This window comes from Paenibacillus sp. FSL F4-0100 (genome assembly GCF_037993005.1).
GTDB lineage: Bacteria > Bacillota > Bacilli > Paenibacillales > Paenibacillaceae > Paenibacillus_AQ.
This window is the reverse complement of sequence record NZ_CP150303.1, coordinates 3578976-3601648: the sequence shown is the minus strand read 5'-3', so window position 1 is coordinate 3601648 and position 22673 is coordinate 3578976. Positions and strand designations below refer to the sequence as shown.

The following is a 22673-nucleotide window of genomic DNA, read 5'->3' as shown; positions in this document are numbered from 1 at the left end:
TGTTTATTGGTTGTTGTATGTTAACCCTTAAGGGAGCCAACCGTAAGCCCTTTCACGAAAAACCGCTGGAAGAACGGGAAGATGATCAGCATCGGCCCGCCGGCCAGCACCGCGATCGCCATTCTTGCCGAGTTGTTCGGAAAACTGGATAAATCGATGCCCAGCTGCTGTGAAAATTCCGAATTGGAGGTAATGAACTCGATGCTGCCAAGCGTCCGCACCAGCAGCAGCTGCAGCGGCACCTTGTTGGGATCGTCGATATACAGCATGGCGTTGAACCATTCGTTCCAGTACGTGAACGAGATAAGCAAACCCAACGTGGCCAAGGCAGGCGTGGATAGCGGCAATATAATCCGGAAAAAGATGCGCAGCTCCCTTGCCCCGTCGATTTTGGCGGATTCCACGATTTCAAGCGGAATTTTGGACATGAATCCCTTCATGACCATAATGTTGAACGGCGAGAGCAGAACCGGCAGGATTAGGGCAAGCAAGCTGTCCTTTAAATGCAGGTATTGGGTGATGAGGATATAGGAAGGGACGAGCCCGCCGCTGAACAGCATCGTGAAAAATACGTAAAACGTCGTTACCCTGTTGTAGCGGTAATCCGGCCTCGAAATGACGTATGCGGTCATCGCGGTGAGCAGAAGTCCTGCCAGTGCTCCAATGACGGTCACCGTGATCGTGACCCCGTATGCCCGCAGCAAAATGTCGGGTGCGTCGAGAAGATAGCGATAAGCTTCTAGGCTGAACGTTTCGGGAAAAAACTGATAGCCTTTGTCGGTAAGCGACGCTTCGTCCGTCAGCGAGACCGCGACAACGAGCAGAAAAGGCAGGACGATAGCGAGCGATAGCAGGATGAACAGCAGATGGATTAACATTTTGGATAGTTCGAACTTCTTCGGCATCGGATATCCTCCTTCTTACCACAGGGAATGCTCTGGATTGATTTTGCGAACGACCCCGTTCGCCGCCAGCACCAGCACGAAACCGACAACCGACTGATAGAAGCCTGTAGCGGCCGACATGCTGACATTGCCGATCTCGCGGAGTGCGCGATACACGTACGTATCGATAATATCCGTGGATCCGTACAGGAAGCCGGAGTTGTTCGGAATGAAATAATGCAGTCCGAAATCGCCGCGGAACATGTTGCCGATGGACAAAATCAGCAGAATGATGACCAGCGGAGCCAGTAGCGGAACCGTAATTTTCATCGCCATCTGCCATTTTGTCGCTCCGTCGATCCGCGCTGCCTCGTAATACTCGCTGTTAATGCCGAAAATGCCAGCAAAATAGATGAGCGTATTGAATCCGACCGCCTTCCATAAATGAACAAGAATGAGGATGGCTGGCCATGCCTCGGCCGTCTGGTACCAACTGACCGGCTCCATCCCGAACATCTGTAAGGTGCGGTTGATGAACCCGTCGGAATGGTTCAGGAAGGCATAGGCGACGTATCCGACCAGCACCCAGGATAAAAAATGGGGCAAGAACAGCGCAGTCTGATAAAATTTGCTCCATTTCGCCCTGAGTTCGTTCATCAGAATGGCCAGCAGCAGCGCTGCAGCGGTGGTAACTACAATGTAAGCGGCATTGTACAGCACCGTATTGCGCGTGATCCGCCAAGCCGTATCGGTCGAGAACAAGTAACGGAAGTTTTCCAGTCCAACCCATTCGCTGCCGAATATACCAAGATCGTAGCGGTAATGCTTGAAGGCAATGATCAATCCCACTAACGGGATATAGGCAAAAATCAGCTTGTACAGAATTCCGGGCAGCGATAGCAGAAACAGCTCCCGGTTGTTACGAAAATGGCGAAGCTCTCTGCGAAGCGCCGATTTTTTTTGGCGTGCGCCGGCAGGTCCAGGATTCGGTCCCAATTCGGGTCCCGAAAGGTTAGCCGGGTCTGCGTCAATAGAACCCGATAGTGTTACCTTCTTCAACATAGCGAAAGCCCCTTCCTTTTCTTATGCACTCCTCGCCTGCATCCCAGGCTTTGCATGATTAACGATAGCTCAAACTCGGGGCTCTGCGTTACTGTACAATTTCAGGATTGCTGTACGGGCGGGCTGTAAGGATTTCGGAATGCTGTACAGCCGGCTGTATAGAAGCAATATTGCTGCACTGGGAGAATTTCAGGGCTTTGCCTGCGTTAAGGGAATACCGTTCTCCCGCCACAAATGCGATACCCAAAGTGCAGGAGACGGATACTCTTCAGCTACGCGTGAATCCCAAAAATCGATAGGGGCTCGTTAGCATAAACACTTGTATCGAATCTGCCGGTTCGCTCGTATCCGAATGGATATCATTGCCGAAGCACGGCATGACAAAGACCCGCAAACGGCAAAACTCGCCTGCGGGACTGATGGAACCTGTGCGATTTAAGTACTGCGCTCGATGGCACACTTCAGGCGGTACTCTTTCGGGGTTGTTCCGTACCTGCGCTTGAACAGCCGATAGAAGTAGCTTTCATTGCCGAAGCCCACCTTCTCCATGATTTCAGCCACGGTCAATTGCTGCTGCTCAAGATACTGCTGGGCACGGGCAAGCCGAGTCGCGTTGATCTGGTCGACTACCGTCGTTCCTTCCTGCGCTTTGAACACTTGCCCCAAATAGACGGAGCTCATCTTCAGCATATCGGCGATCTTCTGTACGTTGAGGTCCGGATCCGCATAATGCTTGTCGATCATTTCCTTGACGGTGTCCGCAAGCAGCCGGTTTTTATCCTCGCGTCCGCTCCTGCGCTGCTCGAACACCTCCCGCACGACATCCAGGAGCACGCACTCGATCTCGTCCAGCGTCTCTTTTTCGAGAATGCGGCGGTTGATCGCCTGCAGATTGACCGACACCATGTTCAAGTTGTTATTATTCATTTCACCGAGCGTATGGCTCAGTGTCATGGTCAGATGCAGCAGTGCCGAGAACATGCCGTCAAAGCTAAACTCGCCAAGCAGCTCCCTCCAGCTCCGAATAGCTTGCTCCGTCTCTTCCGGATTGCCGCCCTTTAATCCCTCCGTCAGCCGGCGTTCCAGTTCCTTCGGAATGGTAAGCGATTCGTTCCGCTCATTCCTACGGATCATCTCCGGCCGGATCACGGCGCCCTTACCGAATATCATGCGATAGTTGGAATGCCGAAGCGCCAGATTGTAATGTTTCGTAAGCTGGCGATAATCCTCGAACGTCTCGCTTAGCGTTACGGTAAAGGTGATTCGATAAAAGCGAAAAATGGTTTGCTGAAGTTCGCCGAAGCGTTCGTCCAAGGATTCAAGGTATCCGGAATCGCCTGCAGCAACAAAAACGAGATGACCGCTCTTCATATCTGCTGCTTCGCAGGAGCCGCCATGCCGCAGCAGTTCCTGGCCGATATTCGCGATGGCGAAGGAATAAAGCTCTCCCGCCCGGGAAACCGGCTGCAGGACCTGGCTTTGCAAGTCGTCGAGCTGCACAAGCGTAAGTCGCAGCGGCGATGGATGCGTGATATCGATCCCGTACTGCTCCTTCATCCGCTTAAACGCATCTTCGTCCATGCTGTCGCTTGTGCTGATCAGGCTCCGCAGATGATACAACTTGGCGATATTCCATTGCGTGGCACGCTCCTGTTCCAATCCTCGGAGCTTGCCGATCATTTCCGTTACATTCTCCGTGATCAGGGACAGCTCATCCTTGGCTTTGGCATCCCTGCCTCCATCGTAGGGCACCAGCGTAAGCAGGCGGCCTACCGGTTTATACAGCCGGAGCGAGATCAGTACGGACAACAGCAAAGCCAGCGTCGCAACGGATAGTGTCACGGCCATTTCCGTCCATCGCATCTGGCGGACACTGCCCAGTACGTCGTCATAGTCTTGAAGGCTGATGATCTGCCAGTCGTTTAAGCCTTTGCTCAAGTAAGTGACCTTATATTTCTTATCGCCTTGTTGATGGATGAAGGAGTCCGGTGCATGGTTTGCTGAGCCCATCCTTCCGAGTAAATCTCTCTTGATGTCCAGCCCGGGCGGCAGCTTGCGATCGCCTGCCATCAGCACTTGACCGTCGCCGTCCGTAACGAACAAGACGTCGTTTTCCCGTTCGGCGACTCGATTAAGCGCTTTCACATTATCCAGCATCCACCCCGGCTTCACTGTTAAGATGAGCGCGTTTCGATTGACGGAACCGAGACTCGGCCCATCATATACGAAAAATGCGAACACGTCGATGCCTTCATTCTCACCGTCAAGATCGAGCGGAATGAGCTGCAGCTTCGGCAGGTCGGCACGAGCGTCCATGTAATCTTCCAGTGCGCCGTAAAGGACGCGCGTATCCATATCATGGCTCAGCGACGAGAAAAAACGGTCCTGTTTGCCGTTGTAAAAAACGGCGGCGTGCAGGTACGGCGAAGCGGCAACCGTCCGGTTCAGACGTTCGATTTTCAGAATGCTCTGCTTATAATCCGCCCCTGACTTCAACGCGATCAGCTCTTCGTCATTGTACAACGATACCGCCAAATCCTTCACGATCCCGTTCATGTTCTCGATATTGTAATTGATTTGGGTGAGCAGCTTGCGATCGGCTTCGTGTTGGAGGCTCAATACTTTGTCACGGGCGGCGGCGTTCAGAAAGAGAGAGGCGAAGGCCAGCATTGCGACAACAAGCATGAAGCTAAGGATTATCCGCTGCAAATATTTGCGAGAGCGGAGGGTTTGCAGCAACTTCATGGGACCACTCTCCTGCAAGGTTAGGTGGCTTTACTATAATCCGGCGGGTTTTTCATTGTCAATCAGCATTTTCGAAATGTTACCGTTGCACTCGATACGCAGTCGCCGTATGTCTGGGCGACGGTGTTGCTTGTCAGGGCTGCCCAGGGGACTCGCCCCCTTCGCCTTCCTTCTTCTGCCGCAGCATCTGCCGATACGCGCCGGGCGTCATGCCAAGCTTGGCGGCAAACAAGCGTGTCATGTAGTTCGAATCGCGGATTCCCACCCTTTCAGCGATCTCGGAAATGCCAAGCACCGTACCGCCGAGGAGTTTTTTGGCTTCCTCCAGGCGCAGATGAAGTACGTACTGCAGCGGCGTTTTGCCGATATGCTTCTTCATACATCTGGCGATATAACTCGCCTGGAAATGCAGCTTTTCCTCCAATGCTGCCCGTTCAAACGGCTCCCTCCAGTGTTCGTTCAAATAAGCGGCGGCGGCTTGTGCCAGTCGGATGGAAGGCTCCGGTTCGGTCATCCGTGCGCAGTCTGCCTGCAGCGCGGCAAACAGCTCGGTCAGCAAAAGATGAAGCTGGAGCGCATTCTCCCCGTTCAGTATGTTGTGGGTATCGTTCAATCCGCGCAGCATCGGCTCCACGGTTTGCACCTCGACGGATGCGAACTTCGGCAAGTACATGCGCTGCTGCGAGGATGGCTCAACGTCTTCGACCGTGCCCTTGGACAGCAGGTTCGACCAGGGAATATCCTCCCGCCGAATGTGCACTGCAGGATGCCCATGGACGAAATGCACCCAATAAATCTCCGTATGCTCCAAGCAGGCACGATGCCCGAAATGCCGAAGTCCCGCTTCCAGCACGAGCAGCTTTCCGGCACAGACCTCATATTCGGTCTGTTCTTCCGTCATATAAAGGGTTCCCCTAGTTACCAGCAGCAGGTCGTAGACGCCGAAGGTGCGGGCGAAATGCCGGTCTCCCGGCTTCCAGACGGCATGTCCGGCCGTTACGAATTGCGGTAGCGGCGGAATGGCAAATTCTAAGCACAGCACGGCGGTTCTCTCCTTTTCGTAAGTCCATTTTGTGCTAATCAAAGTCTATAATATCACTGGTTACCCGCGTATAAAAGAGGTACATTCAACAAAAGAAACCGTTCTCATCAGGCGGCAAAGGAGGCTGTTCACACATGCGATTTCGTCAGGTTCATCTCGACTTTCATACATCCGAGGCCATCCCGGGCATCGGAAGCCAGTTTTCAAAAAACCAGTTTCAGAACATGCTGCGAGCCGGGCATGTCGATTCCATTACCGTTTTCTCTAAATGTCATCACGGCTGGGCTTACCACCCGAGCAAAGCCAATGAAACGCACCCGCATCTTTCGTTCGATCTGCTAGGTGAAATGATTGCAGCCGCCCACGAAATCGGCGTCAAAACGCCTGTGTACCTGTCCGCCGGCCTTGACGAAAAGCTGGCGCGTCGCCATCCCGAATGGCTGATCCGAGATGCGGAAGATCGTACGCGATGGGCCAAAGATTTCATGACGCCCGGGTACCATGAGTTTTGCTTCAACACGCCTTACCTGGACCTCTTGCTGGCTCAAATCCGCGAGGTTGTTTCCCGCTATGATACGGACGGCATTTTCCTTGATATCGTCGGAATCCGAAAATGTCATTGCCAGCATTGCGTGGCAGCGCTGCGATCAGCCGGCCAAGATCCTCGGGATGCAGCGGCCATTGCCGCCTTGGGCGAGGCGACCTACCTGAACTATGCCCGCCGCGTACGGGAAACGGTGGACGAGATCAAGCCCGGTCTGCCGGTCTTTCATAACAGCGGGCATCAACGTCGCGGCCGCCGCGACCTCGCCCATGTCAACAGCCATTTGGAACTGGAGTCCCTGCCAACCGGGGGCTGGGGTTACGATCACTTTCCGCTGTCGGCGCGCTACGCGCAGACGCTGGGCATGGATTTTCTTGGTATGACGGGCAAATTCCACACCTCTTGGGGCGAATTCGGCGGGTATAAGCATCCGAACGCGCTGCGGTTCGAAACGGCGCTCAGCCTCGCGCACGGCGCCAAGTGCTCGATCGGCGACCAGCTTCACCCATCAGGCCTGATGGATGAAGCGACCTACGCCTTGATCGGCACCGCCTACGCGGAGGTGCAAGCAAAGGAGCCATGGTGCGGCCAAACGACGTCCGTGGCGGACATTGCAGTCCTGTCACTGGAAGCCGCTTGGTCGGCTTGCCCGGAAGCACGGCAATCGGAAGACCGGAACAATCTGGCGGATGCCGGAGCGGTACGCATCCTGACCGAAGGACATTACTTATACGACATCGTGGATGCCGATGCGGATTTCGGTCGTTACAAGGTGCTGATATTGCCGGACGATGTGCCGGTATGGCAGGCATTGGGAGAAGCAATCCGCACATTTACCGCAAGCGGCGGCAAGGTTCTGGCCACGGGTCGCTCGGGTTTGGATCCAGCCGGCAGCGCATTTGCGCTTGATCTTGGACTGAACTGGAGAGGCGCCAGCCCTTACCGTCCGTCGTATTTCCGTCCGGACTTTACTCCAGGCTCCCTTCAGCCTGCTTCGTTTGTCATGTATGGCGAGGGACAGCAGGTGGAATTGAACGGCGGCCGAGCGCTTGGCAGCCGGGAGAATCCATACTTTAACCGGGACGTGTTCACGTTCTGCTCGCATCAGCACACGCCAAGCGCCGGAGAAGACGTCGGCCCGGGTATGATTGAAAGCACAGGCGGAATCTACATCGCTTGGAATGTGTTCGGCGACTATGCAGATAACGGCCACCTCATTCTGAAAGAGATGGTATTGCACGCGCTCGCCCGGCTCCTGCCACAGCCTTCCCTGCGCTGCGATTTGCCTGCACGGGGCATCGCGACGCTGCAGTATCAGCAGGTAGAGAAGCGCTATATTAATCACCTCCTGTATGCTTCTCCTGTCCTGAAGGGTCGCGTGGAGGTCATCGAGGACATCGTTCCGTTTCAGAATATATCCGTCGACTTGCGTCTCCCATCTGCCGCTTCGATCAAGCGGGTCTATCTGGCCCCTTCGATGGAGGATCTTCCGTATCAGATTCGTAACCAAGGCGAAATCAGCTATACGGTTCCTTATTTGGATAATCACCAAATGGTTGTGCTGGAGTTGGCGTAGATATCCTGCTTGCTGCATAGGGGCGATGGCAAACAACTCTGCCTATGGAAATAGCCGCAGTCCCTGGACTGCGGCTGGTCTCATTTTGACGGTTCCATTCGTAGTGTGAAAAAGCAGGAAGAAAAATAAAGAAGACATCCCGGGGATGTCTTCCCGACTCATAATGTATCATAGCTGAACAACTAAAACTCAAGTTTTTATGTCACCCATCAATATACTGCACTGCGTTTGTCGATCAATTGTTCCAGAAATTCTGCAAATGTCGGAGCGTACTCCTCGATCAGATCGTTCATGAGATCATAGCGCATGACAGCGAACTCCCCCTGCTCATCCTTGGTGGAGGTATCGAAATAATACAGCTCATCCTCGTCAGGGACGAACAGATCCAGCCTGTTCGGATACTGCTCCCGCCACTCCTCATCAGCCTGATTCAGGCGATGTATGTATAGAATATCTGTATCGGCGTACTCCCTCACGTCCGGGGGAGCAAGCATGAGAATCCCCGTACCGCTCAGCGTGGCACTGCCGTAGTTCTTGAGCCACCAGCGATAGGAGGGCGGCAGACTGAATCCCAGCTCCGCTTCGGCCTCAACGATCCATTCCTCTTTCACGCCGCGTCCGGGATACCATTTCAAGGCAGTCGTGCTTTCCAGTTTCTGTGCCAATCGTTCATACATAACGAGAACTCCCTTCGTCCTAGCCATAAGGTAATGATTTCTATTCTAATATAGGGAGATTTTTCCCCTCGTATTCTTTCCGATCGAACCTGCTGATCCATCGTTGACCGCTTTCAGCAGTCATCAACTTAAGAATGACTTACCATTCATAAAAATTATCCTCGATCAGCGCCTCAAAGGAATCTGCCAATAATTTGGCCTCGCCTGTATCGTGACAGCAGATGAACACTTTTCTTGTCTGATGTGCGATTTCCTCTTGGGTTGCCGGACTTCCTACAAGTGAGGCCCGATCCTGCCTTAACAGGAATTTCTGTAATCTTTCCATTAATGCTTCATTCATAGGATCATTCCCTCCCTGCCAATGAATCCAAACCCTCTCACGTTTTATCTAGCCAATGGAATGACCATATTCCAGGTGTGCGTGAAATCCCAAGCACGTGTACCCGTACCGGTTGCTGCAAATAAATGGGTTGGGACTCCGTCTTCAAATAAAAGGTAGGGACGCTCGAGGTTGCACATTTCTTTAACCGTGCCGTCATCCCATGCTACTGTCCGGGAATACGCCTTGGGCTCGGGATGAATCTTCCAGTCCAGACAATCCGTACTCGTAGCATATACGCCAGCTCCCCATTCTCCCGTCAAGCCCTCAGACCCGTTCTTGGAATCATCCTTGATCAGGAGGTGGAATCGTTCGCCGTCATGCCAGAGAAACGGATCCTCCACATGTTTATCCGGATCCGAGAAATTCAATATCGGATGATCGGATAACCGCTTGAAAGGACCGGATGGACATTCCGCTACCGCTACGCCCAACTGAAGTGTGGACCCGCTATATTCCCGCGATTTATAGATCATATAGGTACGGCCATCTGCCAGAATTGCAACGGCTGGATTGGTTGTGACGGTGCCGTCCCACTGTCCCAGGCGGGGAAGCAGAAGGGGTTCGTCCGACCTTTCCCAAGGGCCGAATACCGATCGGGATGTCGCCAGCCCAATTCTCTTGTTATTCCAGACCTCCGTGCCTCGCTCAGAGGAAACGACGTCTCCCGGCCCAGGTATCGGCCCCCCGTACGTTGTTCCCATATAATAGAGGTAATACGTACCGTTCCAGTATTGAATATGAGGATTGTGCTGGTTCATCCCATCAAAATAGCCGCGATCTCGACGACCGAGCACAACTTCCTCAAATCGGTAAGGACCTTCCGGCACCGGGCTGGCTGCCCTTACGATCTCACAATTGAATAGCCAGTGGACACCGAATCCAAGCTCCTTCCTCCACCGAGAAGCGAACAGATGATAACGACCGTCCTCCCCTTTAACACATGACCCGCACCAGATAAAATAATCTTCATCACAATACCCGCCGTTCACTGGCGCAGGCAGTAACCTCGCATTAATCGGATTATTCATTAATACTGACCTCCCGTAAGCATGGTTTGGCTATCCTTTCTCGCAACCGCTCTCATTTCCCTTACATGAGATATTCTAGCAGAACGGGAAGGCTGTGAGAATCATAAGGTTTCGCCATGAATGTGACCATAGCGTCACGGCTTATTCATTCAACCATTCACGGTTATGCGGTTCTTATCTAATCTCTGCACCTTAAGCTGCAATCTAAGCGCATTCGCAACAACAAGCACGGAGCTTGCCGCCATGCCGATGCAAGCGATGCGTGGATCCAAATAACCACATGCAGCCAATGGCACGGTAATGGCGTTATACAGCAGAGCAAATAGCAAATTCTGATGAACATTCCGCATCGTTTGGCGGCTCCATGTATACGCATCGATTATGTTGAAAAGCTTGTTTCCGATCAGCACGATGTCGCCGGCCTGTTTAGCCGCATCCGCTCCCCCGCCCATCGCCATGCCGACATCTGCCACAGCCAGCGCAGCTGCATCGTTTATCCCATCGCCAATCATGGCAACGGAACGTCCTTGATGTTGAAGCTCGCGAATGAATGCCAGCTTGTCTTCAGGAAGCATGCCTGCACGCATCTGATCGATCCCTGCCGCGGCCGCCACCGCCACGGCGGCCTGTTCCTCATCTCCGGTTACCATCCACACATCGGCTCTTCGCTTTAACTCCTGTACAATCTTCCGGGCATCTTTTCTTAGCTTGTCAATCAATACAAGCGATCCGATGCACTTCCCGTTCACGGCGACATAAAGCCTTGTATAGCCAGGTTGATCTGGTGGAATTTCCAGTTGTATGCCCTGCTCCAGCAGCCATTTCCGATTTCCCACGCATATGTGCTCTCCTTTGACATAGCCTTCCATCCCTTTCCCAACCCGCTCTTGGAATTTTTGTGCTTCCAAAAGTGGAGAATGTTTGTCTTGGGCGGCTCGTACGATGGCTTGTGCTAAAGGGTGAGCGGACCGAGAAGCCAGCGCTGCCGACATGGATAGCGCGTAGGCAGCGTTGCTGCCGTTCGCAGTGTGAATCGCTGTGAGTTGAGGTCTTCCTTCCGTCAACGTGCCTGTCTTATCCAACAATACAACATCGGTTCTACGCAAACCCTCTAGAGACCGGCCGTCTTTGAATAGAACGCCTCTTTGGGCAGACGATCCGGTTGCGATCAGGATGGATACCGGCGTAGCCAAACCAAGCGCACAGGGACAGGCGATCAGTAAAACAGACAGCGCGTGGCGCATCGCCGTTTCGGATGCATCGGGAGCCTGGGAAATCCAGAGCCATCCCGCATAAGTAAGTGCAGCACAACCGATCATCACGGGAACAAATATCCCTGCTATACGGTCAACGGCTAACTGAATGGCCGGTTTCCCCTGTTGTGCAGACTCGATAAGCCCAATCATTTGAGATAGACGGGTTTCGCCATGATTCTTATCAACCACGATGTCCAAACGTCCGACCAGACAACGCGTTCCGGCGTAAACTCGATCCCTCATGCCCTTGGCCACCGCTGTGCTTTCACCTGTCAGCATAGATTCATCGGCATCCGCCGATCCCGACTGAACAAAGCCGTCAATGGAAATCCATTCTCCATGGTTCACTCGGATCCGGTCCCCGATCTGCACTTGATCCGCAGAAATCCATTCTTCCCCATGACTGCGGACGACTCGAACCCGTTTAACCTGAAGCTCATATAATGCACTAAGTTGTTTCAACGCTCTACCCTTGGCCATGGTCTCAAGCCACTTGCCCAGGAGTACCGCTGTCATCACCATCGCAATCGTATCAAAATAAAGCGTTGGATGCGCTAGACTGTGCCTGGATTCAAACATGACATAGTGGCTGTAGAAATAAGCCACCGAGGTGCTTAACGCAACAAGGGTATCCATGTTTGCTGTACGATGGATCATAGCCTGGTAAGCTCCGTAATAGAAAGGAAATCCGACGCCAAACTGAAGCAACGTAGCGAGCGCCCATTGAAATACAGGTTCCATCAGCAAATCCGGCGTCCATTGTGCAGGCCAATCGGCAACATGGGCCATCATCGCCCATAGGAGTGGGACCGATAAACAAGCGGCGATGATGAACCGAATGCGATAAGCCCCCGTCTCCGCCTCGATCCCTGCCTGCGGATGCGACAGCCTGTCGATCGCTCCATAGCCAAGCTTTTCGATTTTCTCCAAGATCGTGTCTAATCCAATCTGCGTCGGTTCATAATGAATCGTGGCTTGAGATAAGGCGAGGCTGACACGGGCAGATTGAACGCCTTCCACTTTCCGAAGAACTTTTTCGATCCGGGCTGCACAAGCTGTGCAAGTCATGCCCGTCACATGGATTTGATGCAGCTTCACAACGGTTCCTCCCCACTCTCTGCTTATTTCTGCTTTCGCTTGTCCATACATTGTATGAAAATACACGTAACATCAGAATGGTTAAGAAGAGTCATCTATCGCGGTTTTTGCCTGAAAGCAATGTGCAGTAATCATAAAAGCCCCGTAGCGGAGAGGACGAATCGATTCCGGACAAGCGACAGCGATGGTAGGAACGATTCGTACATGGAGCGTCTTCTAACAGCAAGAAGGGGGCCTTCCGCAAGATCTAAGATCTTTTAGGACAGCCCCTTCATACGCGTAGATATTCTTGTTCTTTTAACATCATCAATTTGTAAGATTATATTTAGTCGATGATCGCAGGGATGATGTGTTCTTTAATTAGTGTCCATCGATCCCGAGGATTGAAGGTAAATGCCGATGCAATGGCGACAACCAAGTCTTTTTGGGGAATGCAGCAAATGATATTGCCGCCATCGCCTACTGCCGAGAATGCAGATACCCCATCCTCGTCCCGCAGCCACCACAGATATCCATAATGGTTAGAATTCATTGCCGTTGATTGGTCAATCCATGCCCCCGATATAATCGGTTGATTGTCCCATGTGCCGCAGTTCAGATAAAGAAAGCCAAAACGAGCCATATCTCGAGGACTTAACGTAAGCCCCCACCCTCCAGTAGAGTTACCGGCCGGGTCTTTGACCCATCCCCTGACGTCTTTTCCGAATAAATCATCAAATCCGAATGAGCACATGTCATAATCCGGAATTTCGTTCATGCCGATTGGCTTAAACAAGTGTTCGTTAGCAAACGCGCGGGCGCTTGTTCCCGTGCTCCGAGTTATGATCGCTGAAAGGAGATGCACCCCTGCAGTAGAATACTTAAATGCTCCCAGGCTTCCACCGATGCCCAGCATATCCAGCGTATAATGTACCCAATCTGATTGCATGCATAGTTTGTCCAAGGGTTCGTGCCAGTCCTCAAATGGATAAGGAGCGGTCATCGTGAGAAGATGGCGTATCGTAATTTCTTGTTTTGGTCGATGGGCAGTCTCTTGTTCATATTCAGGAAAAAAATCCAGCACCTTCTGATCTACATGTTGAATATAACCTGCATCTATAGCAATGCCTATAAGTGCGGAAATGATACTTTTCGTAACCGATGCAACGTGGTGCCTATCCTCCGGACCATATCCATGATCATATTTTTCATACACGATAGCTCCATTTCTAACCATGACAATACCATTCATTTCGGGATATTCGGTTTTGATCAATGAATCCAGCCCAGATAGCTTGTCAGCGTCCATTCCCATGGTCGCCGGGGCTAGGGTATGCCATGCTGTTGTCGGCCAGTAGTTTCTTTTCATTATAAATACCTCGCAGAATTCGTTATTCAAGCCATATGGTATATGTACATCCTTATTTCTTCGCCACGGGAAAATACACCTCGGTAACCATTTCCTCGGCAGTCAAGGCTTGATACGGGTCGGTTACATATACTTCATAGGGAGATTGAGTCAATGCATATCCTTCATTCTCTACCCATTCCCTTAGCTTGGCATATACCGATGTCAAATTAGAATAAGCCCCCTTTAAAACAGACCTCGCACAAAGGCCCCCGCACAAATCTCTCGTTCCCTTTACAGCCTCCTTGATCGGGAGGGCAAACTCTGTGTCATTGCCTGCAGGATTAAATTCCGGGCTGTGATATATCGTCATGGGCGTTCCAACCAAGGTGAGTTTCTCCCTAGCAATCTTTTCATATAACCTGCTGTAATACCTGCCGTATCCTACAGCATAGTCATTACTGCTCATCATCTGACGCATGTAAAGGATATTCATAGACTCCGTTTCAACAAGCTGTACTTCAATATCATCCAGGTATGACATCAGGTGTATACCCTGCTCCAAATTCAAGATATCCTGGTTCATTTGCTTTAGGGTATATTCATATGCGTTTAACTTCTCATGAATTTCCCGACGTTTGCGATTAAGGGCGAGGCGAAGCTTCTCTTCGGATTGATCCGCTTCACCTTCCAGAATCTCTTTGATTTCTTCAAGCGAAAAATGATAGGACTTCAAACGGTTGATATAGAGCATTGTCTTTAATTGACTGATGGAATAATAGCGATAACCGTTTTCCGGATTGATCTGATCCGGATGAATTAACCCAATTTCATCGTAATATCGAAGCGTCTTTGTAGATACTTCGCATATTTTGGAGAATTCTCCGATCGACAGCAAAGGTGCACCTCTTTTCTGGTTTCGGATCTTGGTTCAAGATCACTATACACCTTGCCCTAAGGGCAAAGTCTACAGCAAATTATGAGGAGGGGTTGGGTCTGCCAGTCCCACTATAAATGAGGAGTAACTTCCGGAATTGTACCGGTGTTAAGCCAATGTTCCACTACCCGATTAAACAGCGCCGGATCGGCAAGCGGTATGCCGTGCCCAACACCGGGAAAGATGATCCCTTCAGAGCTTTCGCTCAGCTGCACGAGATCCTCAGCCGATTTCTTAACACTGCCTCTCTCCTTCTCCCCAACCGTCACCAATAGCTTCGTTGTTGATTCTTGAATCCTTGGAGAGATTGAATAGGACATATTCTCCTTCAGCACCGAAACCAATAGCTCCCGCTTCATACGCAGAGTTTCCGTGTAATACTGTTCAAAATCAACCTCATTCACGTACAGCGCGCTTGCCTGCCATCTGGAAAACCATCTGTATCTTGTTAACGGGAAGCTTAATCGAACAGAAGGTTCAATCAGCTTAAGCGCTGCCGGCATCGGCCTAAGCAATGCGCTGTTTACAATGGCATAATCAATAAGGTGGGGTCGTTGACATATCATCTCCACGAGAATTTGCGCCCCTAGTGAAAAGCCGAAAACAACAATCTCTCGTCCGTCAGCTTTAGTTGAAATCATCTCGTTAAGCTGCTCCGCGGTGCGGCTTATGGAAAAAGGCGGTTTGCCGGGGCTGCGCCCATGTCCGGGCAAGTCAGGAATCAGGCAGAAGCTGTCTTCAAAATAGGTAAGCTGCTTGTTCCACATCCAGCCGCTCACACCACCGCCATGTAAAAATACGATCATCCTTGCTGCTTGCTTGTTTCCGCTCTCCTTGATGTATAGATTCAGTCTCCTCATCCCCTGTCATATATATGTCTATACCATTATGAAATAAGAAGTATATATAATGATAGCTTTATGTCTGATATAACTACAATAATTATACTTAAATTTAATTAAAAGTATAAAACAATGTGATTTCTTCTCAGATATTCAATCTCCCTAGACCAAAGTCGAGGCCCGGCTCCTTCCAAAGAGCCAGCTGAAACTCATTCTGCGGACCGTTCTTCCTTCTACCTCCATCGACTACCATTAAGTGGAAATATAATATGATTGACAAGGAGAGGAACCCATGAAGCCAAATAAACAAAGCAAATCTAGAACCATTCGTGTACTGGCAGCCTCCGTGCTGTCCGCTAGCCTGCTGGCTTTCCCTGCCGATATCTTTGCCGATACGGCAAAACCCGCCTCAGGTACAATCGCAACACAGCATGCGGGAACACCGATACTGAGCTCCAAAGAAGTCAAGGCGTTCACCGATGCCTATTTTGCCAAGCCTCATGTTTCGGACATGCTGGCTGGTGCGCTTGTTGTGATTGTAAAAGACGACAAGGTGCTGCTGAATACGGGCTACGGCTATGCCGACCTTGAATCCAAGAAAAAGATTGATCCTGATCGAACCTTGTTCCGCATGGCCTCGATATCCAAATCGATAACCGCGACGGCGATCATGCAACTGGTAGAGGAGGGAAAAATCGACCTGAAGCAAGACATAACCGATTATATGCCAGATGTTAAAATCACCAACAACACCGGGACGCCCGTCACCGTTGAGCATTTATTGACCCATACGACAGGCTTTGACTATACGGACAGCTCCTCGGTTCCGCCGCATATCGTTCAGAAGGGCGAGGTTCCGCTCGCCGACTTTATCCGGTTCAATGCGCCAGCTGTGGTTCGAACGCCCGGGGAGGTTTACCGGTATGATAATCTGGCCTCCTCCATGCAGGGCTACATTGTCGAGCGGGTATCAGGGGAACCGTTTGAGGATTATGTAAAAAAGCATATTTTCACCCCGCTAAAAATGGAACACACTGCATTTCGGATGGATGATGAAATCATCGCGAACCTTGCCACAGGCTACAATGCCGAACGTCATCCGTATAAGCCATATCCGAACATACCTACTATCGCGCCGGAAGGCGGCATGTTTGCCAGCGGTACCGATATGGCCAATTTCATTACCGCCCACCTAAACAAAGGCCAGTTTGGATCTTCCCGCATCCTGAAGGAAGAAACGATGCGCTTGATGCATCAGACGCATTATGATGCAGCCGGCCTTCCGTTGATGTCATACGGTTTCGAGTCGTTTATGCACAGCAGCCACAACGGCCAAACCCTGATTGGCAAAGGTGGCGATTTGGATGGCTATCATTCCTGGCTTTGGCTCCTTCCCGACCAGAATGTCGGAGCCATGATTGTTGTTAACAGTGACGCGAGCACATCGATCCGAGCCGAATTTTTCACCGCATTCATGGATCATTTTTATCCGAAGAAACAGGTTCAGGAGAATGACTTCCTGCTCAATCAGGAGCAGCTCAAGAAATTCGAGGGCATATTCAGGAGCTTAAGAACACCGATTATCGCCACACAGGTGAAGGCTGGCCAAGGTGAGTTATTGGTCTTGGATGCATTGGGCGAACATAAACTCACGCCGGTGGGTCCGCTGCGATTCGTGGATGAGAACGGTACGCCGGCCGCCTTCAAGGAAGATGATAACGGCAATGTGGCGTATATGTATTACACGGCGATAGACAGCATGTCCGAGAAGCTCGAGGAGCCTGCTGCTTACAACGACGTCCCGGAAGGGAGTCCTTATGCCAAGGATATCTACTTTGTTCAGTCCCTCAAGGCTTTTGACGAGAATGAGCAATCCAGCTTCCGACCGAATGAACCGATCACGCGGGCAGAGTTTGTCAGTGCGATCAGCCGACTGGCCGGGATGAAGCCTAGCGAAGGCACGAATTCATTTAAGGATATGCAAGGGCACCCACTCGCTGGTTATGTGCAGAATGTCGCGGACATGGGGGGCGTCACCGGCACGCCGACCCAGAACTTTGAACCCGATCAGCCAATCACGCGCCAAGAGGCTGCTGCTATAATATGGCGTGTGGCACACAACGCGCTTGGCGCCAAGGCGGTTCCGGCTAAACTCAGCTCAAAACCGGCTGCCTGGGCAGATGAAGCCGTACAGTTCATGGTCGGAACCGGGATGCATGGACCCGAGGTGACAAAAGACGCAAACGGGGCCGTGGATTACCGGCCGTCCGATAAACTTCTGCGTAAGGAAGCTGCCGCCACTTATGCCAGACTGATTCAACAGGCTTTTGGTTTTTAATGAAGAAGGGGCCGTCCCCAAAGTAGATTTAGTTGCTTGACGTACAGCTCTCATAAACAAAAATGTGTCAAATAAAGCCATGGCGGTTCTCAGGATGTTATTCCCACACCGCTATGGCTTCTGTATTGACCATTGGCCGCCTTCTTTTTCTCCAGTACGTCTTTCATACCCTCGGAACGAAAGCGATTGATGGTTTGGAAATCCGGACATTGTCTCCCGGCAATCCACATGAACATGAACATGATTTACCAAGGAACGGTTTCTTGCTCAGAACCATTCCAAAGAAATGCGGGGGCAACAGCGATGGGAGGAACGATTCGTACATGGAGCGTCTTCTAACAGCAAGAAGGGGGCCTCCCGCAAGATCTAAGATCTTTTGGGACGGCCCCTTCTCGTCATTTCATTAAATCTATTGTGATCTGATTTATTCCAGCTTGAAGTTTCCAGAGCCTGTGCGAACCTTCAGCACTGCGTCGCCGCTGCCGAACGTTCCCATCAGCCTGCCTTCGTCTTTTACCTCATATCGTATTCCGTCCCACTGTATTTTCCCATTACCGGACTTTCCTTGATAATCAACTTCCAGAGAGGAAGGTTCTTGAACCAGATCGATGGTCACGTTCCCGCTTCCAGCTTGCAGGTCGGTATCATAGATTAACCTCTCCGACTCCAGGCGTATGTTTCCTGAGCCCGCCTTTCCTTGGACGGCCGACTCCCCGTCCTTCAGTTCAACGTAGCCGCTTCCATTTTTGAAGTTCAGCGTTGTGGCATGATAGCGTTCCGCCGATATATTTCCAGATCCTGACTCTAACGCTAACGACTCGGCTTCAATCTCTTTAGCCTTGAGATTACCACTGCCCGTATGCACCGTCAGCGAGCCTGCCTTCACATCCTGAACATTAACATTTCCGCTGCTTGCCTTGATCGTGACCTCATCTCCATGCATACTACCGATCTCGAGATTGCCGCTTCCACTTTCAATGTTTGCAGCTGCCCATTGCTTTTCCGGAAGCTCCACCGATAAATCGATATCCAGTATACGTATGCCAAACTGAATACCGTCAGGAACATCGACCCCGATCACCAGCGTATCGCCGTTTGGCTCGACCTTCAATTTCACTTGGTCTGCATTTTTCGAGCTTACCTTTCCGTTCAGTCGAACCTTAATCTCGTCTGAATTTCCCTTAGTGACTTCAATGTCAGTGCTCCCAGTCTGTAGGGTCAAATCCCGAAAATCATCAGCGGCCACTATTTTCTCTTCATTAATTTTCTTGGTGTCAAAGGAAAATCCGAATTGAACATCCGAAAAAATGTTCATCGGGTTCATCGTAAAAAGCAGCAGCAGTACGCCGGCCACTACGATCAATATACCTGTTTTCTTTTGCATAACGTGTTCCCATTCCTTCCGTCGTCCCTTTTTGTCTCTCTTCTGCCGAATCCTGAAGTCTTATTCAGTATAGCATCCATTTAGAGACTTGAGGATTGGTCCCGCGAATGAGATGGGAACCTCGACCTAAGTCCAGTATCGCTCACCTGCGGATTGGAACGCAAAAACAGCCAGTCCGTACCCGGCTGGCTGTTCTCGTCTCTACCCCAACGCCACATCAAGAATCATCATCAATACGAAACCGAACATTAAACTCATGGACGCTAAATCCTTGTTACCTTTTTCTTGCGAGCTTGGAATGACCTCTTCGGCTACAACGAAAATCATAGCACCGGCCGCAAAACTCAATGCATAAGGCAGCATGGGTTCTATAAAGGCGACGGCTACTGCGCCGATTACCGCGGCAACCGGTTCCACCATACCCGAGAACTGTCCATAGAAAAAGCTCTTTCGCTGAGACATTCCGTCGCCTCGTAGGGGCATGGAAACTGCAACGCCCTCCGGGAAGTTTTGAATGCCGATTCCCAGAGCCAGCGTCAGAGCGCCTACCAGTGATGCTTCAGTCCCTCCATTAGCAAGTGCGCCAAATGCGATCCCGACCGCTAACCCTTCCGGAATGTTGTGAAGGGTAATTGCGAGTACCAGTAGAGTACTCCGTTTTCTGACTTTTGGATTATATCCTTCCGCTCCTCCAATCGGAGAATTGGGATGTAGATGGGGTAATACCTTATCGATTCCCCATATAAAGATTCCGCCTAATAAAAATCCGAAGGCAGCCGGAAACCAGTTCCCGATCGGATTGCCTTCCGACATCTCGATGGCTGGAGCCAATAAGGACCAGTAACTGGCCGCAATCATGACACCCCCAGCAAAACCCAACATACTATCCAGCAGGCGCTGGTTCAATGTTTTTGTAAAAAAAACAACAGCCGCCCCTAACGCCGTCATTCCCCAAGTAAACAGGGTGGCTAGTAATGCTTGGATAATGGGATTAAAATTCATAAAAAAATCTACCATTAAACAAGGACTCCTTTTATGAAAATCATATGATACAGATAATATCTCCTAATATAGACCTTACATACATTTAGCTATTATCCAGAGAGTGATCTAGAGTTTATGTACCCGCGGGAGATCGTTCTAATGCAGTCAGTGCAAATTATTATATATCATAATATGCAATTATGTTAGTATCGAAATACGGGGGCTAATCATAAGTCCCCTAACACCTCCCATAGCATATATTTCAACCCTCTATCAACCGTAAGGTGAATTTATGGCAATCTGCATTAGTGTAGCAAGTAACCTTGTTTATGGGCTTACAATCATGAGAACTCTTGGATTGCTTTGCGGAAGTTCGAACCTTATTGTTTTGTGGATCATCACTCTTGGAATCGGTGGAGGCTTTGCCTTTCGTTTATCCATGATGTTTTTTGGCTTACGTACAGAAAATGCAAAACAACGGGGTTTGAACAAGGACGGCTCGTATGAAAATAAATAAGGCACAATAACAATCAAATGCATTGTGCCTTATTTATTTTCATGAGGTCCGCCATAATCCTATAACTGGACGATACCCCGTTCGACCGCGACAGCGACTGCTTGGGATCTGGAATTCACTCCAAGTTTGTTATAAATGTTCGTCAAATGAGCTTTGACTGTACGCTCGGATATTCCCATATCGCCGGCTATTTCTTTGCTTCGATAACCGAGCGCAATGGCCCGTAGAACGATTCGCTCTTTCTCGGAGAGCACCGTTTGATCTGAAGACGAATCAAGTGCCTCTTCTCGTTTGTTCCTTGCAGCGAATACTCTTGCCATAATTTCAGGCTGCAGCAGCGTGTCGCCGCGAACCGCCGATTCTATCGTGCGGAATAAATGATCTCTGCCGGTATCTTTCAAGAGATATCCTTTGGCCCCCAATTCCAGTCCGCTTATCATCAGTTCATCTTCATTATATGTTGTCAATATAACGACAGGGATGTTGATGTTCCTTTTATTTAATTCCTCCATGGTCTCTAATCCGCTCATTTTAGGCATATTTAAGTCCATAAGAATGATGTCCGGGGTTAGCGACTCCAATAATCTCAGGACATCCTCACCGTTTTCCGCTTCTCCGAGGACATGAAAATCATCATTCGTCTCAATTATGAATTTTAGCCCTTCCCTTACCACAAGATGATCATCGGCGATAAGCACGTTATATGCCATCAGGGCTCTCTCCCTTCTCATCAGATGTATCAATTTTAATTAATGTTCCCCGAGGGATGTTGTTGGTTATAATAAACGATCCTCCCAAGATGCGAACTCGCTCCTTTATACCGATTAGTCCGTAATGCCCAGACATGGAGCCCTTTTGATTCGAAGTCATGCCTTTCCCATCATCTTTTATTTCAAGATTCATAATCTCGGCCTCTATGCGGATGTACACCCAGACACGACTGGCTTCAGCATGACGGGCTACGTTGGTTAAACATTCGCCTATAATATAAAGTCCATGCTCCATCATCAACTTGGGGATGCTCCCATTTATGCTCATATCAAGAAATACTTGAATGCCGGTCGCATTCTGGAACCTCTCTATTTCGTCGCGAATAGCATCTGAGAAATCGACCGTCGCGAACGTTTTTGAACGAAGATTATCAATGGCCAATCTTGCTCCCGATAACGTTTTCTTTGCATGAATCATGGAATGCTGGACGATTTCTTGAGCCCTTTTAGAATTGCCTTTCGTCAAATGTGCGTCAACCGCATCCAGCTGCATGATGATACCAGCCAGACCTTGTGCCAGCGTATCATGCAAATCCCTGGCCATTCTTTGACGTTCGTTAGCCAATGTCAATTCCTCAACCTTGCGATGTGCACGCTCTAGATCTTCAAGAAAAGTTTGGGTGCGTTTCCGAGCATGAGCTTGCTTTAAAAATAAATCAGCAAAAGAAACGAAAATGACGGTCATCATTACGTACAAAATCGACATTAAAATCAACAATTCAAATTGTCCCATAATGAAGAAAGTCGATAGGAATAACACATAGTAGAAAACGGACAGCATGAGCATTTTGATTCTTTGAAAGTAGACCCCGACGCTTTGGCCAGTCAACACGGGATACATCCCGAGCAATAGCATAAAAGTTGCCTGATCCATGATAAGCGAACATCCCAGAATTATGAGACCTTGAATCATGAAATAGATCCAAGGATATTTTTCAGTTAGAGATGAGAAGTGCCAAATTAATGAGGCGTGTAGCAGCATCAATCCCGAAAAGAAGGTCAAAGAAATAATCGACGGCTCGTGCAGAACCTGTACAATCATGGATATGAAATAAACGAAAAAAATCCATGTCATGCTCGGGACTCTGGCATTAAACATGGCATCGGGTAAGTCGTTATCTCGATTTTTTTGCGACCACCGCTTGAACTCGTTTCCCGTTTCCATGAGTTCTCCCCTTTCGTTCCCCCTATTATAACAACAATTACAATTTTCAATTGTATTTTCTATTATACCTCTTAGTAAACATGAAAAAATCGTACTTAAGGGCAGAGACCCTTAT

General features: G+C 50.1%; 17 protein-coding genes and 1 pseudogene. 3 read left to right on the top strand and 15 right to left on the bottom strand.

Features of this window, described 5'->3' with window-relative positions; genetic code table 11:
- Positions 1-20 precede the first annotated feature (20 nt).
- The 4 genes from MHH48_RS16290 to MHH48_RS16275 all read right to left on the bottom strand — a co-directional run bounded on the left by MHH48_RS16290 (position 21) and on the right by MHH48_RS16275 (position 5733).
- Positions 21-905, bottom strand: coding sequence for a carbohydrate ABC transporter permease (locus MHH48_RS16290; protein ID WP_076323323.1), 885 nt, complete (start codon positions 903-905; stop codon positions 21-23).
- Positions 906-920: 15 nt separating this feature from the next.
- On the bottom strand, positions 921-1946 hold the full coding sequence (locus tag MHH48_RS16285; RefSeq protein WP_083659697.1) for an ABC transporter permease subunit: 1026 nt from the start codon (positions 1944-1946) through the stop codon (positions 921-923).
- A 435-nt stretch (positions 1947-2381) separates the two neighbouring features.
- Positions 2382-4691, bottom strand: a complete 2310-nt coding sequence (locus MHH48_RS16280; protein WP_076323322.1) for a helix-turn-helix domain-containing protein — start codon at positions 4689-4691, stop codon at positions 2382-2384.
- A gap of 133 nt (positions 4692-4824) precedes the next feature.
- A complete protein-coding gene (locus tag MHH48_RS16275; protein ID WP_076323321.1) occupies positions 4825-5733 on the bottom strand; it encodes an AraC family transcriptional regulator in 909 nt (302 codons plus the stop codon).
- A gap of 134 nt (positions 5734-5867) precedes the next feature.
- Here MHH48_RS16275 and MHH48_RS16270 point away from each other — a divergent pair, with 134 nt between their 5' ends.
- Complete coding sequence (locus MHH48_RS16270) at positions 5868-7853, top strand: alpha-amylase family protein (RefSeq protein ID WP_076323320.1); 1986 nt, start codon at positions 5868-5870, stop codon at positions 7851-7853.
- A 209-nt stretch (positions 7854-8062) separates the two neighbouring features.
- Here MHH48_RS16270 and MHH48_RS16265 read toward each other — a convergent pair whose 3' ends face one another.
- The 7 genes from MHH48_RS16265 to MHH48_RS16235 form a co-directional block, all read right to left on the bottom strand.
- The gene (locus MHH48_RS16265; protein ID WP_076323319.1) at positions 8063-8530 is read right to left on the bottom strand and encodes an SMI1/KNR4 family protein; all 468 of its coding nucleotides are present in this window, start codon (positions 8528-8530) and stop codon (positions 8063-8065) included.
- Positions 8531-8669: 139 nt separating this feature from the next.
- Complete coding sequence (locus tag MHH48_RS16260) at positions 8670-8870, bottom strand: hypothetical protein (protein ID WP_076323318.1); 201 nt, start codon at positions 8868-8870, stop codon at positions 8670-8672.
- 44 nt (positions 8871-8914) lie between these two features.
- Positions 8915-9940 (bottom strand): glycoside hydrolase family protein, encoded by a 1026-nt coding sequence (locus MHH48_RS16255; protein WP_076323317.1) that lies wholly within the window; start codon positions 9938-9940, stop codon positions 8915-8917.
- Between the two features lie 149 nt (positions 9941-10089).
- On the bottom strand, positions 10090-12294 hold the full coding sequence (locus MHH48_RS16250) for a cation-translocating P-type ATPase (RefSeq protein ID WP_076323316.1): 2205 nt from the start codon (positions 12292-12294) through the stop codon (positions 10090-10092).
- Positions 12295-12619: 325 nt separating this feature from the next.
- Positions 12620-13642, bottom strand: a complete 1023-nt coding sequence (locus MHH48_RS16245) for a serine hydrolase (RefSeq protein ID WP_076323315.1) — start codon at positions 13640-13642, stop codon at positions 12620-12622.
- A 52-nt stretch (positions 13643-13694) separates the two neighbouring features.
- Positions 13695-14519, bottom strand: coding sequence for a MerR family transcriptional regulator (locus tag MHH48_RS16240; protein WP_076323314.1), 825 nt, complete (start codon positions 14517-14519; stop codon positions 13695-13697).
- A 110-nt stretch (positions 14520-14629) separates the two neighbouring features.
- Positions 14630-15364 carry an alpha/beta hydrolase gene (locus MHH48_RS16235; protein WP_256720579.1) on the bottom strand — a complete coding sequence of 245 codons (735 nt, stop codon included), beginning with the start codon at positions 15362-15364 and terminating at the stop codon, positions 14630-14632.
- Positions 15365-15692: 328 nt separating this feature from the next.
- Here MHH48_RS16235 and MHH48_RS16230 point away from each other — a divergent pair, with 328 nt between their 5' ends.
- On the top strand, positions 15693-17738 hold the full coding sequence (locus tag MHH48_RS16230; RefSeq protein WP_076323313.1) for a serine hydrolase: 2046 nt from the start codon (positions 15693-15695) through the stop codon (positions 17736-17738).
- Between the two features lie 424 nt (positions 17739-18162).
- Here the strand turns inward: MHH48_RS16230 and MHH48_RS16225 are convergent, their stop codons facing one another.
- Positions 18163-19122 (bottom strand): DUF4097 family beta strand repeat-containing protein, encoded by a 960-nt coding sequence (locus MHH48_RS16225; RefSeq protein ID WP_076323312.1) that lies wholly within the window; start codon positions 19120-19122, stop codon positions 18163-18165.
- 201 nt (positions 19123-19323) lie between these two features.
- Positions 19324-20139 (bottom strand): ZIP family metal transporter, encoded by an 816-nt coding sequence (locus tag MHH48_RS16220; RefSeq protein ID WP_076323311.1) that lies wholly within the window; start codon positions 20137-20139, stop codon positions 19324-19326.
- A 301-nt stretch (positions 20140-20440) separates the two neighbouring features.
- On the opposite strand from MHH48_RS16220, the pseudogene MHH48_RS16215 reads away from it, so the two are divergent.
- Positions 20441-20584 (top strand): annotated as a pseudogene (locus MHH48_RS16215) (MFS transporter); the annotation flags it as partial.
- 98 nt (positions 20585-20682) lie between these two features.
- Here the strand turns inward: MHH48_RS16215 and MHH48_RS16210 are convergent.
- Together MHH48_RS16210 and MHH48_RS16205 are read right to left on the bottom strand one after the other, a co-directional pair.
- On the bottom strand, positions 20683-21333 hold the full coding sequence (locus MHH48_RS16210) for a response regulator transcription factor (protein WP_076323309.1): 651 nt from the start codon (positions 21331-21333) through the stop codon (positions 20683-20685).
- The gene (locus tag MHH48_RS16205; RefSeq protein ID WP_076323308.1) at positions 21323-22558 is read right to left on the bottom strand and encodes a sensor histidine kinase; all 1236 of its coding nucleotides are present in this window, start codon (positions 22556-22558) and stop codon (positions 21323-21325) included. Before MHH48_RS16205 ends, MHH48_RS16210 begins: the two co-directional genes overlap by 11 nt.
- Between the last annotated feature and the right edge of the window lie 115 nt (positions 22559-22673).